The following is a 14590-nucleotide window of genomic DNA, read 5'->3' on the forward strand; positions in this document are numbered from 1 at the left end:
TACCTCCTCTTACTTTTACATATACATTTTTATTATACTACAAAATTCATCAATCTCTAATTTGCATATTATAATTAAGTAACCATAATAATTATTCTACATATTATATATTGTATCAATTTAATAGGAGATTAAATACATTATGGAAATTTACAAAAATGAAAATATAGATCCTATGGATTTCAATGATATGGATCTATATGAGAATTATTTTGATGACTCAGATTTCGATGACTTGGATTTGGATGAACTTGACTATTCCTATATGAATTCTAATGATTATTATCCTATAGGCATCTCCTGTGAATTTTGTCCTTTTGCTCAAATGCACGGAATGCGCCAATTACCAGGAGGACAAAGACAAATGAATATGCCACCTTTCCCTGGTATGTCTAATACCCCAAATATGCAAGGACCTCCAACTGCACCTCCACCAAGTTTCACTCCTAACAAATCTACAGCAAAGTCTGGAGGAATAAGTACAAAAGCTGTTGACACTGGTTCCATAAGACCTTGTCTATACAGGTTTACCTATATATGGCAAAGCAATGGAAGATCCTATTGGACTTACTTAACCTATGTAGGTAAAAAATCCATAAGTGGATGGCGATGGATGAGATTTAGATGGGTTTATTTCGGTCTTGATTTAAGAAAAATAGATTCCTTCTACTGTGTATAGTGATATATATTTTTTTAATAAGTATAGAGTAAAAGAGGTTTTTAATATGTATTCTTATTATTGCCCATATTTTAATGAAGAAAATTACAATTATGATTTCTGTAATTATAATTTTCTAGAAAATTATTTTAGAAAAGACTCAAACCCTCCTCTAAAAAATACTGCTTATGCACAATTAACACCTAGTCCACTTGCACCTGATATAAGAGGAGTAGTGTATTTTATGGATGTCCCCGGTGGTACTCAAGTTTGCATTAAGGTTACAGGGCTTCCTGAATATAAGCCTGCTTCTGGAAATAATCCTCCTATAGGCCCTCATGGATTCCATATATACCAATTTGGAAATTGCGCCATAGGCGATGCTAATTCTCCTTTTAAAGGAGCTGGTGAACATTGGAACCCTACAAATCAGCCACATGGAAACCACGCTGGTGATTTTCCTGTACTATTTTCAAATAACGGTTATGCAGCTATGTGCTTCTTTACAAATAAATTTAAAGTTAAAGACGTCATAGGTAAATCCGTAATTATACACGAAAGTCCTGATGACTACAGGAGCCAGCCTTCTGGAAATGCTGGCAGAAGATTAGCCTGTGGGGTTATTATATAATCTTTGCCACAAATCCAATTATTTTTGCAGCGGGTACTAGAAGAACTTGTGCTACTAAAGTTCCTACTATTAACCCTGCTACTATAAAGGTTATACATCTATTAAACTGTACCTCGCTGCACTCTCCTCTTATAACATCATCTGTTAACATAGATACGAAGGGATCTACAAATATAAACATCAATATAGTAGATACACCATTAATAACTGAGGATAGTGTACTACAAGTAGTTCTTAATTCTGGGTTTAAACAACCAGCATATAATGAAGATAACACTCCAACTGTAGAAATTGAGAAGGCTATAGTGCTTAAAACTACAACTTTTTTAGGTATTCTTTTAAAACTTTTTAATTGAGCTATGTTGCTTCTAGTTGGCTTAGTAATACTTCTTTTAAACTGTTCAACTCCTGATTTTGAAAATCCATGTATTAATAACTTAGGTATAGAACGATGTACACTAAAAGCCTCCACTGCTTTAGAAAATACTTTTATAAATGTAGGCATCAAAAGAGCTCCTGTTATAGTAGCTAATGTGGTGGAAAACAATATCCATCTAAACATATATAACAATTCTTTAGAATTACCAATCTTTATACTATTCTCTATATTTTTAGCCAATAGTGGTGCTTGTATAGTATTTGCAGTCCTTGATATCAAAGCAAACACATTGAACACTGCAAAAGATATAGCTATTCTTCCTGTCCTCACTCCAACTATTCTCACTGAATATGCTAATGTAGATATAACGTATATTATAAAAGTTAGTAAAAGTACAACAATTATTTGTGTTGACATTTTTCCCTCCAATAAAAAACATAAATTTTTAAATATGTTTAGTCAAGTTAAAATCATAATATTAATTATATCATATATTTTAATTTTAAATTTAAAATTAAAGATGATTGTTTATAATGCTCATATAATCATTCATACTAAATTAAATTTTACTTACAAAAATTAAGGTATATAAGTAATATTTTTAGTATTTTTGTGCAAAATATATGTAAATAATGATTTAAACAAGGAGTGATTGAACATGAGTGAAAATAGACCTGAAAAAGAACAATCGGGTATTGTTAATTACTTAATTAGATTAGTAGTAACTGCTGTAGTAGTTAGTATAACAGCCTTTTTAACACCTGGTTTTACTATTGACGGATTATGGCCATTATTATTAGCCGCAGTAGTAATAAGCGTATTAGATTATTTAGTAGAAAGATTTATGAAAGTAGATGCATCACCTTTTGGAAAAGGCATAAAAGGTTTCTTAATTGCAGCATTAATACTTTACTTAACACAATTTATAGTACCTACTATGCGAGTTACTATATTAGGTGCACTAATAGCAGCAGTTATCATTGGAATAGTTGATGCTATAATACCTGGTAGGGTTATGTAATTTTAATTATTAAAAATTTTAAAATGTATTATTACTTAGAATTAAACAATATTCTTAATAAAGGGTGCTCCAAATATTTTGTTGCATCCTTTATTTTTATGAGTGAAATCCATGGTTTTTTATGATATAATGTCGAATTGAGTATGAAAATCTAAGTAAAGGATGGAATGAACGTGATTAATATAACCAATGTTAGCTTAAGATATGGTGAGAGAAAACTTTTTGAAGATGTAAACTTAAAATTCACTCCTGGCAATTGTTATGGAGTTATAGGTGCTAATGGAGCTGGTAAAAGTACTTTTCTAAAAATTTTATCTGGAGAAATAGAACCTAATACAGGCGATGTTTCTGTGGCTCATGGAACTAGAATGTCTGTTTTAAAACAAGATCATTATGAATATGACCAGTATGAAGTTTTAGAAACAGTCATTATGGGAAACAAAAGACTATATGACATTATAAAAGAAAAAGAAGTTCTTTATGCAAAACCTGATTTTAACGACGAAGATGGTATTAAAGCCTCTGAACTTGAATGCGAATTTGCAGAATTAAATGGATGGGAAGCTGAATCTGAAGCCTCTTCTCTTCTTCAAGGATTAGGTATAGAAACTGATTTACACTATAAAAAAGTGGAGGAATTATCCGGTAGTGAAAAGGTTAAAGTACTACTAGCTCAAGCCTTATTTGGCAATCCTGGAATATTAGTTTTGGACGAGCCTACAAACCATTTAGATATAAAATCTATCAACTGGTTAGAAGAATTTTTAATTGCATTTGAAGGAACTGTAATTGTAGTATCTCATGACAGACACTTTTTAAATAAAGTTTGTACCCATATGGCTGATGTAGACTTCGGTAAAATTAAATTATATGTTGGAAACTATGATTTTTGGTATGAATCTAGTCAATTAGCTCTTCAAATGGCTAAAGACCAAAACAAAAAGAAAGAAGAAAAAATTAAAGAGCTTCAAGACTTTATTGCTCGTTTCAGTGCTAATGCTTCTAAATCTAAGCAAGCTACTTCTCGTAAGAAGCTATTAGATAAAATTAACTTAGATGATATTGAGCCATCTACCAGAAGATATCCTTATGTTGGATTTAAACCAGAAAGAGAAGTAGGTAACGACATACTTGTAGTAGATGGACTAACTAAAACTATCGATGGCATCAAAGTACTTGATAATATATCTTTTATAGTTTCTAAAGGAGATAAAATTGCCTTTGTAGGAGAAAACGAAATAGCCAACACTACATTATTTAAAATATTAACAGGTGAAATAGAACCCGATAGCGGCTCCTATAAATGGGGAATCACTATTACAACTTCATATTTTCCTAAAGACAACTCAGAATTTTTTAATGGTGTAGACATATCCCTTGTAGATTGGCTCCGTCAATTTTCAGAGGAAAAATCTGAAAGCTATTTAAGAGGCTTTCTAGGTAAAATGCTATTCTCCGGTGAGGAAGCCTTAAAAAAGGCAAATGTACTTTCTGGAGGAGAAAAAGTTAGATGTATGCTTTCTAAAATGATGTTAAGCACTGCAAATGTACTTCTTTTAGATCAACCTACTAACCACCTAGACCTAGAATCCATTACCGCCTTAAATAATGGTTTAAGAGATTATAAGAGCAATATTTTGTTTACATCTCATGACCATCAATTTATTCAAACCATTGCGAATAGAATTATAGAAATTAAACCTACTGGTATAGTAGATAAAAAAATGACTTATGATGAATATCTAGAAACTATGGATCTATAAAAATTATTTAGTATAGTGCTAGCTCTAAAACTCATTCTTAATTCAATAGTAAGCTTTAGAGCTACTATACTTAAATACATCACCATATTTTTTATCTTTTTTTAGATTTCGACACTTCAATCTTTACTTTTCTTCCACAAAGCCTTTTACCTGAACAATAATTTATTATATAATTAGAAGCTTTTTCCGTTACGTCTACAAAAGAAAACTTCTGTAGTATATCTATATCGCCAATATCTTCTTTATCTACCTTAGCAGTATCGCATAAAAATTGAACTAAACCCTTTGCACTTAGCTTATCCATGCGGCCAACGGTTAAAAATAATCTTACATTATAAGAACTGCCTCCCAGATTATTTTCTGTATAATCATAACTTATTTCTTTATCATATATGTTTTTCATCAGTGCAGCTGCTACATCCACTAAACTAAATTCATCATCCATTTCCTTAGCTAAAGGAATAAACTTTTTATAATCCTCCCGCTCCAATGTTTCTTTTATTTTAACACGCATATTTTCATACTTAGCATAAAATATATCATCTATAGTTGGAATTTCTTTTCTTTTTATTTTACTTTTTGTGGCCTTTTCAATTTGTTTTAAAAGACTGTATTCCCTGGAAGTAACAAGAGTGTACGCTGTACCTTCCCTATTAGCTCTGCCCGTTCTTCCAATTCTATGTACATAAGACTCTACGTCCTGGGGCAAATCATAATTTATAACATGAGATATATTTTCAATATCAATCCCCCTAGCTGCTACATCTGTTGCTACTAAAAATTCAAGATTTCCATCCTTGAATTTTCTTAAGGTATTCATCCTTTGATTCTGCTTCATATCTCCATGCATTCCCTCTACGTTATAACCTCTAGCTTGCATAGACTCTACTAATTGATCTACTCCCTTTTTAGTTCTGCAAAAAATAATTGCAGTGGAAGGGGCATCTACATCTAGTATTCTGCAAAATGATTCAAATCTTTCCTTTTGCTTAATTTCATAATAATATTGACTTACAGTAGATACGGTCATAGCACTTTTTATTATAGATATCTGCTTTGTTTCCGGTTTCATATATTTTTTACTAAGTTTTTTTATTTCATTTGGCATAGTAGCAGAAAATAATAATGTTTGTCTTTCACTACTACATTTATTTATTATCTCTTCTATATCTTCAATAAATCCCATATTAAGCATTTCATCTGCTTCATCAAGTACTAGAAATTTAATAGAACCTAAATCCATTACCTTCCTTCTTATAAGATCCAAAACTCTTCCTGGGGTACCTACAACAATATCTATTCCATTTTTTAAAGTTTTAATCTGTCTTTCTATAGGTTGCCCTCCATATACAGGCAGAAGTTTAATTTTAGTATGCTTTGCTATACGTGATATCTCATCATTTACTTGAATAGCCAATTCTCTTGTAGGTGCTAAAATAAGACTATATATTTTGCCAGTACTTTTTTCAAAATTATTTAAAATTGGAGCTCCAAAAGCAAAAGTTTTTCCAGTACCTGTTTGAGCCTGACCTATAACATCAAATCCTTTCAAAAGAACGGGTATAACTTCTTGTTGAATCTTAGATGGTTCTTCAAATCCCATATCATCTATAGCCATTAGAATATTATTATTAAAACCTAAATCTTCAAATTTTAAATTTTCCATATCTTCTCCTCTTTCTTTTGATAAAAATAATTTTCACCAAAATAATTTATATTATCTATTATTTCTAAACTAGCAAGAATTTATAACTTGAAAAATAATTTTTAAAAAACATTGCCTATATATTCATAATTTTTCAATAACAAAAATATATAGTAGTAATACATTGATGTTTAGGAGGAATATATTTTGAGTAAAATTGATTATGAAATGCATAAAAGAGATAAATACTCTGATCCATCTCCATATCCTGAAGTAAAAGTACTTCGCCCTAATCTTTATTATGCTTCTATATTAATGGATGATTATGCAGGAATGGTTAGTGAATTTACTGCTATTAGTCAATATTTGTATCATTACTTCTTTTTTAAGGATATTAGTGATGAGCTAGGAGAACTTCTAGAAAATGTATCTATAACAGAAATGCTTCACATGGAGATATTAGCAAATGTTATAAAAAAACTAGGAGGTAACCCAGTAATTAGAGGTTCTTATAGTACTTGCGGGAACTTTTGGAATGGAAGTTTTATTTATTATGGAATAACTCTTTGTGAAAGATTAAAAGCTGACATAGATTCAGAATATAAAGCTATAGACGAATATCAAAAACATATATTTGCCATTGAGGACCCTTATATTAAAGCAATACTTAAAAGAATTATTCTAGACGAAAAAGTTCATATACGCCTTTTTAATGAGGCATTAAAAAAATTCTGTGGTATTATTTATAGACCCCTTAAGTAATGATATTTACACTAATATAAATTTAAAATAATCTATAAAAAAATTTTGCAAATATATATATGTACTAAAAGTCCCTAGTCCCCACTCCCTTATATCTACCCATTATTTAGTTGCTCAATTTTCTTAGTTATAAAATCACAATTGCTTTTTTGTTTAATTATAACTAAGAAAAGATGTACTCAATAATCAATTTACGAATGATTAATTAATAATAAAACTCCTTTAGAAGCTTTTAATAAAATATAAATTAAGTGCTAATCTATATTAAGGTGCTAGGGACTAGGTGAAAGACAAATAATAAAACAAAAATAAAAATGTTTAAAGAATAATGTGAAAATTTGCAAAAATAATTTCTTTAAATTATAATTTAGTTAATACATAAATTTAAATATTACTTATAAGCAAGTAACAAATTTAAATTTAGTGTTAATAATTTTTATATGTAATATGAAAATTTTTCATTCATAGCCACAACTTAAACAAAATAATAGGTGGATTGGAGGGATATTATGAGCAATATTGAAGCCATGAATTTAAGAAGATCCGTAAGAAGATATAAAAGCCAAGCCATATCTAGAGCTCACATGGATGCAATAAAATGGTTTGTAAATGAACTAACTCCCCTTAACCACATACCTTTTGACATTATATTTTTCGAAAATGGAGAAGTAATTACAAAAACATTCAAGGGAATTGCAAATATATACTCTAAAGTAATAGCACCTCATTATATTGCAATTACTTCTGAAGAAGCACCTGGTTATCTAGAAAATGTTGGATTTATAGGGGAACAATTGATATTTAAATTAACAGCTTTAGGCATTGGAAGCTGCTGGCTAGGTAGATCTATTGCTAGAAATGTATTTAATCAAATAGCTCCTATAAAAACTAATCAATCCTATATAATTTTAATATCTTTTGGATATGCTGAAGAAGATTTATCACCTATTTCTAAAAGAAATAGATTAAACATAAATCAGTTTGTACAGGGTAAAATAAAAGAAGATTTCCTTCCAATATTAAATGCCTTAAGAATAGCTCCTTCTGCTGTTAACTCACAACCTTGGAGAATAGTAGTAGAAAAAAATACTTTGCATGTATATATGAAAAATAAAAATTTTATCTCTGAAAAAATATTAGATAAATTAAACTTTATTGATATAGGAATTGGTCTCTGTCATATGATGACCGCTGCCGAAGAACTTGGATTTAACACTTGTTTAAAAAAGTACGAGCTTTTACCTATTAAAAATCTTAAATATATTACTAGCATAGAAATTTCTAACTAAAGCTACAAAATTTAAAATGTAATGAAAGAAGCTACCTATTTTTATGTAGGTAGCTTCTTTATTATATAAGGTACATGAAAATAAACTATTTTATATTTCTACTTCCTGGTTTTACATATGGTATTTTCTCTCTACATAAAGGGCAGGATTCCTTTTCGTAACTTTTAACTTCTATTCTTGTAGCACTATATATTTTATAAGGCATATTACTTTCTCCCCTATCAGCTATACAACAAATACCTACCACTTCTCCACCTAATTCTTCTAATAATCTTGCTGTTTCCATAGAAGATTTTCCTGTAGTTACTACATCTTCAGTTATTAATATCTTTTGCCCCTTCTGTATTTCAAATCCTCTTCTTAAATCCATCTTTCCATCTACTCTTTCAGTAAATATAGCAGGCTTTCCTGTTTGTCTTCCTATTTCATATGCTACTATAATTCCTCCCATGGCAGGACCTACAACTATATCAAACTCCACATCTTTTATTTTATCTGTAACTACTTTCAAAACTTTCTCTGCTTTATTTGGATATTGAAGTAATTTTGCACATTGCACGTATCTATTACTGTGTTTTCCGCTAGACAATAAAAAATGTCCTTCTAAAAGAGCATCACATTCCTTCAATATATCTATAACCATACTATTCATTATAATTCCTCCCAGTATTTATATTTTATAAAAAACTTTCAAAAGAGTTTTCTCATTAATTTTAAATTTGTAATTTAAAATTATAATTTATAACTACGAAAATTAAATTATAGCTAATAACACTTATTTTATAGAAATATAATTTATTTTATACACATTTTAATTTGTGATAAGGAGCTAATATGTTTTCTTTCCATAAATGCTTCTATACCATTAATTATATCTAAGCATGCATATGGATTTGAAAAATTTACTGTTCCTATTTGTACCGCTGAAGCCCCTGCCATTAAAAACTCCACTGCATCTTTCCAATTTTCTATTCCCCCCATCCCCACTACAGGCACATGAACATTTTCACAAACTTCATATACCATTCTCAAGGCTATGGGCTTTATGCAAGGACCTGAAAGTCCCGCAAATATATTCTCAAACACAGGTTTACCTGTATTTATATCTATGGCCATGGCTTTAAATGTGTTTACTAATGAAAGTGCATCTGCCCCTGCTTCCTCACATTTTAATGCCATATCTACTATATTCTCCGCATTAGGTGAAAGCTTTACCATAAGAGGTTTTTTGCATATTTTTTTTACTTCCTTAACCACATCATATGCAACTTTTGATTTTATTCCAAAAGCCATGCCCCCTTGTTTCACATTAGGACATGATATATTAAGTTCTATCATTTGAACATCTGTATTATTTAATTTTTCTACTCCCTTTAGGTAATCTTCTAAATTATTTCCACCTAGGTTAGCTATAATATTTGTGCCTAATTCCCTCATATTAGGGAGTTCTTTTTTTATAAAAGAATCTACTCCAGGATTTTGAAGTCCCACACTATTCATCATCCCAGCTCTAGTTTCATGTATTCTAACACCAGCATTGCCAGCTTTCTCATTTAAAGTTAATCCCTTTGAACATATACCACCTAACTTTTCTACAGGATATATCTTATTAAACTCTTGTCCAAAACCAAAGGTTCCTGAAGCTGCAATAACAGGATTTTTAAAAATCACATCACATATACTTAAAGAAGTATCTATATTACTCATATATCATCAAATCCTCTCACAGTTTTAAAATTCATCAAAATATTCTGTTTTAGGTGCATGAAAATAAATAACAAGTGAAAGATGCTGTATATTTTGTGTCAGACAAGGAAACAGGTTCCGCCGCTAGTAGAACTATCGGTGGGTTCTGCTGACGCAGTATGACGCAAAATAGACTAGCATACTGACTTGTTATTTATTTGAATGTGCCTTAATAGGATATTTAATTTTTTAATCTTTCTATTAAAATTACCTCACAGATTATTATAAATCCTAAAACATAATCTGCTCCCCTTTAAACACTGGGCCGTCATTACAAACCCTTTTATATCCATCCTCAGTTTCGCATGTACAACCAAGACACGCTCCAATGCCACAAGCCATTTTATTTTCCATGGATACATAAACCGGCACATTCTTATCTTTACACATTTTTACGACCTTTTCCATCATTACTTTTGGACCACAACAATATACAATTTCATACTTTTCAGGCTTAAAAATATCCGTAATATAAGAGTTATCCACAACTTTTAAATTACTTTTCTGTGCATAACTTTGTAATTTATTACCATTTATTTCTTTTTCCATGGATATGTATAAGTTATTAACATTTTTTTCCACATTATCCACAGCATATGACTCATTGTAGAATCCTGCATAAAAGTCTATACATGTTTTTTTTAGTCGTCTTGACAAGAATGCTAACGGAGCTATTCCGATTCCACCTGACACCATAGCTACTTTTTTGGCACTGTCTTTTAAATTAAAACTGTTACCTAAAGGTCCTAAAACTTGAATTTCATCACCTTGTTTAAGTTTACATAGAAGTTTTGTCCCCTCACCTACTACTTTATATAAAAATTCGATTTTTCCATCCCCAGATTCGTATATACTAATAGGTCTTGGAAGAAGAGGTTCCTTATATGGAACCTTCAACATGTAAAATTGACCAGGATTTCCTTCAAAGTTTCCTTCAATACTTATTTTATATATATCTTCACATATTTTTTCATTTTTCAATACTTTTTCTATGGAACAAATCATTATACTTTATCCTCCAGAATTATATAATTAATATTCCTAACTTACTTATATATTTTTACAAGCCTCTTCCAGCGCTTTTCTCATATTTAATGTTTCTTCCCCAGCCCATCTATCAAACTCTTTTTCACCATTTTCCTTCTTTCTATATGCAAGAAGTATACCTCTAGAAGAATTTACTATACCACCATTCCCCTTATTCATATATAATGCTACATCTTTAGCTCCTCCACCTTGAGCACCATATCCAGGTATTAGGAAAAATGTTTTGTTTAAGTCTTTTCTAATTTTTTCTGCTTCCTCTCCGTGAGTACATCCTACCACTGCTCCTATACTGCTATATTGACAGTTTCCTAGGTACTTTTCCCCTATATTTTGTATCTTTTCACCTACAACGTTATACACTCTTTTATCACTTTTCGTTGTTATATATTGTATATCCTTTGCTCCTTCATTAGAAGTTCTCAATAGTAAGAATAACCCCTTTTCTTTTTTACATACATATTCCAAATAAGGCTCTACACTATCCATTCCCATATATGGGCTTAATGTTATAAAATCACTTTCAAAATCTCCTTCGAAATGAGCTTTAGCATACATTTGTGCAGTCTTAGCTATATCTCCTCTTTTAATATCAGCTATAGATATAGCTTTCTTTTCCTTTATATAATCTAAAGTTCTCTTATATGCCCTAAGTCCTAAAAGTCCCAAAGCTTCATAATATGCTATTTGCACTTTAAAGCATGCTGCATTTTCAATAGTAGCATCTATTATTCTTTGGTTAAAACTAACTATTCCATCCTCTAGTGAATCATATTTTTTCAAAAATTCCTCTGGTATATATTCAACTGCTGTGTCCAATCCTACACATACAGGACCTTTCTCTTTTACGCTTTGGTATAATCTATCTATAATCAATTTTTTACCTCCAAAAGTATATTTTATAAAAAAATTCACATTATATATTTAATCTAAAAATATTTTTTTAGTCTGAGTATATTTTAAATCTAAGTATATTTTTACTCTTCCCTACTATATACAATTTTCCCCTCTTTAATTGTCTTAATTATTTCACCAAAAACTTCTTTACCATGGAAAGGTGAATTTTTTCCTTTTGACCTAAAGCTCATACAATCCACAGTACATTTCTTATCTAAATCTACTAGAACCAAATCTCCTTTATATCCTATTTTCACTTCTCCCTTATTCACGCCCAATATTTTTGCTGGATTTTTACTCATAATTTCCACTAATTTATTTAAACTCAAGCCTTTTTCTCGCACCAACTTTGTATAGCATACTGAAAAAGCCGTTTCTATTCCTGATATTCCATTGGCTCCTTTTTCTTTATCCTCTTTAGAGTGCGGAGCGTGATCTGTGCCTATAGCATCTATATAATTATTTTTTATAGCCTCTATTATAAAATCTGTATCTTCCCTTTCTCTTAAAGGTGGATTTACTCTATAATCTTCATTTTTAGTAAGAGCTATATGGTGTGGAGTTACATCACAAGTCACTTCTAATCCACTTTCTTTTGCCTCTATAATGTCCTTTACGGCTTCTTTAGTACTCATATGAGTAACATGAAGTCTAGCACCAGTAACCCTAGCTAAAGTTAAATCTCTCCATGTCATTAAATTTTCTGCAAGTCTCGTATCACAATCTTTTATGTCTTCATTTTCCTCATGAGCAATGACAGTTAATCCTTTCTCTTTAGCTTTTATCATAGCATTTAGCATTGTTTTGCTATCTTGAACACCTCTGCCATCATCTGAGATAAATCTTACAGATTTATCTATAGTATCTAAATGTTTAAGGCTTTCCCCCTTAAGTCCTTCTGTTATAGAAACCACTTGATTTATATCTACCAATCCTATTTTATTTCCTTTATCAACAATGTAATTAACCATATCCATACTACTACATACTGGTTTTGTATTAGCCATTAAATTTACTGTTGTATATCCACCTTTTACTGCCGCAGAACATCCTGTTAATATATCTTCTTTGTAAGTATATCCAGGCTCTCTAAAGTGAGCATGCAAATCCACAAAAGCTGGCATTAATACAGTTCCTTTTGCATCTAAAACATCGCAATGTTTATGTAAATCTATTCCTATCTCATTTATTATTCCATGTTTTACATAAACATCACCTATAAAACTTTGTGATGAGTCCACTACTTTAGCATTTTTTATAAGAAGCTCCATATAAAAACCCCCTTCAATTTAGTCCCCAGTCCCCAATCCCTAATCTTCATTTTAATTTGAAAATTAGCGATTGGCTACTGGGGATTATTATTTTATTCTCTTTCTAAATTGTGTGCCTCATCACAATATTTACATCTATATTGTCCTTTTTCCCTATCTACTAGATAAAAAACATGTGGTATATATTTTTCTACAGAAGTTATGCATCTTGGATTTTTACACTTTATTAAATCCTCCACTTTGTCCGGTAACTTTAATGCTATTTTTTCTTTTATTCGTTCATTTTCTATTATATTTACAGTGGCATTAGGATCCATTATACCTATCATTGTAAAGTCCATATTAATTACATTATCAATTTTTATAATATCTTTTTTACCCATCTTTTCACTACAAGCATTCATTATTAAAGCTACAGAGCCATCTATTTTATCAAGACCTAGAAAGTTAAATATCTTCATTCCCATTCCTGCTTTAATATGGTCAATTACAATACCTTTTTTAACACTATCTACTTTTAACATTATTTTTCCACCCCCAAAAGTTTTGTTATTAAAGCCATTCTAACGAACATTCCGTATTTTGCTTGTTTGAAATAACATGCTCTAGGATCACTATCCACCTCATATGCTATTTCATTTACTCTAGGTAGTGGATGCATTACTATCATATCTTCCTTAGCCTTAGACATTTTTTCATTATCTAATATATAGCTATCTTTAAGTCTTATATAATCTGCTTCATTGAAGAATCTTTCTTTCTGAACTCTTGTCATGTATAATATATCTAACTTTCCTATTACATCCTCTAATTTCTCAACTTCTATAAATTCTATATTGTTTTTTTCTAATATTTCTGTTCTTATGTAATCTGGAATTCTCAATTCATTTGGAGATATTAATACAAATTTATTATTCTCGTATCTAGACATGGCCTTTATTAGTGAGTGTACTGTTCTACCGAACTTTAAATCTCCACAAAGACCTATTGTTAAATTAGATAGGTTTCCCTTTTTACATCTTATGGTTAGTAGATCTGTTAATGTTTGAGTTGGATGTTGATGCCCTCCATCTCCGGCATTTATTATAGGCACATCTGCTCCCATAGCACCTACTACTGGAGCTCCTTCTTTAGGGTGTCTCATGGTTATTACATCAGCATAACAACTTACAGTTTTCACTGTATCCATTACGCTCTCACCCTTAGCTGTTGAGCTAGAACCTGCCTCTGAAAATCCTAAAACACTTCCTCCAAGTCTAAGCATAGCTGCTTCAAAACTCAATCTTGTTCTTGTACTTGGTTCAAAGAAAAGTGTACCTAATAGCTTTCCGTCACATACATGCATGTAATCTTTTGGGTTTGCAATTATGTCCTCTGCTCTTTCAAAAATTTCCTCTAATTCTTCTGTAGTAAAATCCATAGGGTCAATTAAATTTCTTCCTTTTAACATATCTATTTTCCTCCTTTTTAGTCTCTCTGGACTA

The 14590-nt window shown here is 30.6% G+C and carries 15 protein-coding genes; 6 read left to right on the forward strand and 9 right to left on the reverse strand.

The window, feature by feature from the left end; all coding sequences use genetic code 11:
* Positions 1-142: 142 nt before the first annotated feature.
* Both C1715_RS19850 and C1715_RS14160 read left to right on the forward strand, forming a co-directional pair.
* Positions 143-679 (forward strand): hypothetical protein, encoded by a 537-nt coding sequence (locus tag C1715_RS19850; RefSeq protein ID WP_242971962.1) that lies wholly within the window; start codon positions 143-145, stop codon positions 677-679.
* A gap of 46 nt (positions 680-725) precedes the next feature.
* On the forward strand, positions 726-1289 hold the full coding sequence (locus C1715_RS14160) for a superoxide dismutase family protein (RefSeq protein WP_102401120.1): 564 nt from the start codon (positions 726-728) through the stop codon (positions 1287-1289).
* On the opposite strand, the gene C1715_RS14165 is transcribed toward C1715_RS14160, so the two are convergent.
* Positions 1282-2085, reverse strand: coding sequence for a lipid II flippase Amj family protein (locus tag C1715_RS14165; RefSeq protein WP_102401121.1), 804 nt, complete (start codon positions 2083-2085; stop codon positions 1282-1284). The genes C1715_RS14160 and C1715_RS14165 overlap by 8 nt on opposite strands.
* 241 nt (positions 2086-2326) lie before the next feature.
* On the opposite strand from C1715_RS14165, the gene C1715_RS14170 reads away from it, so the two are divergent.
* Both C1715_RS14170 and C1715_RS14175 read left to right on the forward strand, forming a co-directional pair.
* Complete coding sequence (locus C1715_RS14170; protein ID WP_102401122.1) at positions 2327-2689, forward strand: phage holin family protein; 363 nt, start codon at positions 2327-2329, stop codon at positions 2687-2689.
* Positions 2690-2862: 173 nt separating this feature from the next.
* On the forward strand, positions 2863-4452 hold the full coding sequence (locus C1715_RS14175) for an ABC-F family ATP-binding cassette domain-containing protein (protein WP_102401123.1): 1590 nt from the start codon (positions 2863-2865) through the stop codon (positions 4450-4452).
* A gap of 91 nt (positions 4453-4543) precedes the next feature.
* Here C1715_RS14175 and C1715_RS14180 read toward each other — a convergent pair whose 3' ends face one another.
* Positions 4544-6118, reverse strand: coding sequence for a DEAD/DEAH box helicase (locus C1715_RS14180; protein WP_102401124.1), 1575 nt, complete (start codon positions 6116-6118; stop codon positions 4544-4546).
* 186 nt (positions 6119-6304) lie between these two features.
* Between C1715_RS14180 and C1715_RS14185 the strand changes: the two genes are divergently transcribed.
* Both C1715_RS14185 and C1715_RS14190 read left to right on the forward strand, forming a co-directional pair.
* Entirely contained in the window at positions 6305-6859 is a 555-nt protein-coding gene (locus C1715_RS14185) for a ferritin-like domain-containing protein (protein WP_102401125.1), read from the forward strand.
* A 509-nt stretch (positions 6860-7368) separates the two neighbouring features.
* Positions 7369-8148 carry a nitroreductase family protein gene (locus C1715_RS14190; RefSeq protein ID WP_102401126.1) on the forward strand — a complete coding sequence of 260 codons (780 nt, stop codon included), beginning with the start codon at positions 7369-7371 and terminating at the stop codon, positions 8146-8148.
* Positions 8149-8233: 85 nt separating this feature from the next.
* Here C1715_RS14190 and pyrE read toward each other — a convergent pair whose 3' ends face one another.
* From pyrE to pyrB, 7 genes are all read right to left on the reverse strand, one after another.
* Positions 8234-8800: an orotate phosphoribosyltransferase gene (pyrE, locus tag C1715_RS14195; RefSeq protein WP_102401127.1), complete on the reverse strand. Its 567-nt coding sequence runs from the start codon at positions 8798-8800 to the stop codon at positions 8234-8236.
* Between the two features lie 143 nt (positions 8801-8943).
* On the reverse strand, positions 8944-9855 hold the full coding sequence (locus tag C1715_RS14200; RefSeq protein WP_102401128.1) for a dihydroorotate dehydrogenase: 912 nt from the start codon (positions 9853-9855) through the stop codon (positions 8944-8946).
* A 270-nt stretch (positions 9856-10125) separates the two neighbouring features.
* A complete protein-coding gene (locus C1715_RS14205) occupies positions 10126-10899 on the reverse strand; it encodes a dihydroorotate dehydrogenase electron transfer subunit (protein ID WP_102401129.1) in 774 nt (257 codons plus the stop codon).
* Between the two features lie 45 nt (positions 10900-10944).
* Complete coding sequence (gene pyrF, locus C1715_RS14210) at positions 10945-11814, reverse strand: orotidine-5'-phosphate decarboxylase (RefSeq protein ID WP_102401130.1); 870 nt, start codon at positions 11812-11814, stop codon at positions 10945-10947.
* A gap of 101 nt (positions 11815-11915) precedes the next feature.
* Entirely contained in the window at positions 11916-13106 is a 1191-nt protein-coding gene (locus C1715_RS14215) for a dihydroorotase (RefSeq protein ID WP_102401131.1), read from the reverse strand.
* 92 nt (positions 13107-13198) lie between these two features.
* Positions 13199-13630, reverse strand: coding sequence for an aspartate carbamoyltransferase regulatory subunit (locus tag C1715_RS14220; RefSeq protein WP_102401132.1), 432 nt, complete (start codon positions 13628-13630; stop codon positions 13199-13201).
* Positions 13630-14556, reverse strand: coding sequence for an aspartate carbamoyltransferase (pyrB, locus tag C1715_RS14225; protein WP_102401133.1), 927 nt, complete (start codon positions 14554-14556; stop codon positions 13630-13632). Before pyrB ends, C1715_RS14220 begins: the two co-directional genes overlap by 1 nt.
* Positions 14557-14590: the final 34 nt, after the last annotated feature.

The organism is Haloimpatiens massiliensis, from assembly GCF_900184255.1.
GTDB classification, from domain to species: Bacteria; Bacillota; Clostridia; order Clostridiales; family Clostridiaceae; genus Haloimpatiens; species Haloimpatiens massiliensis.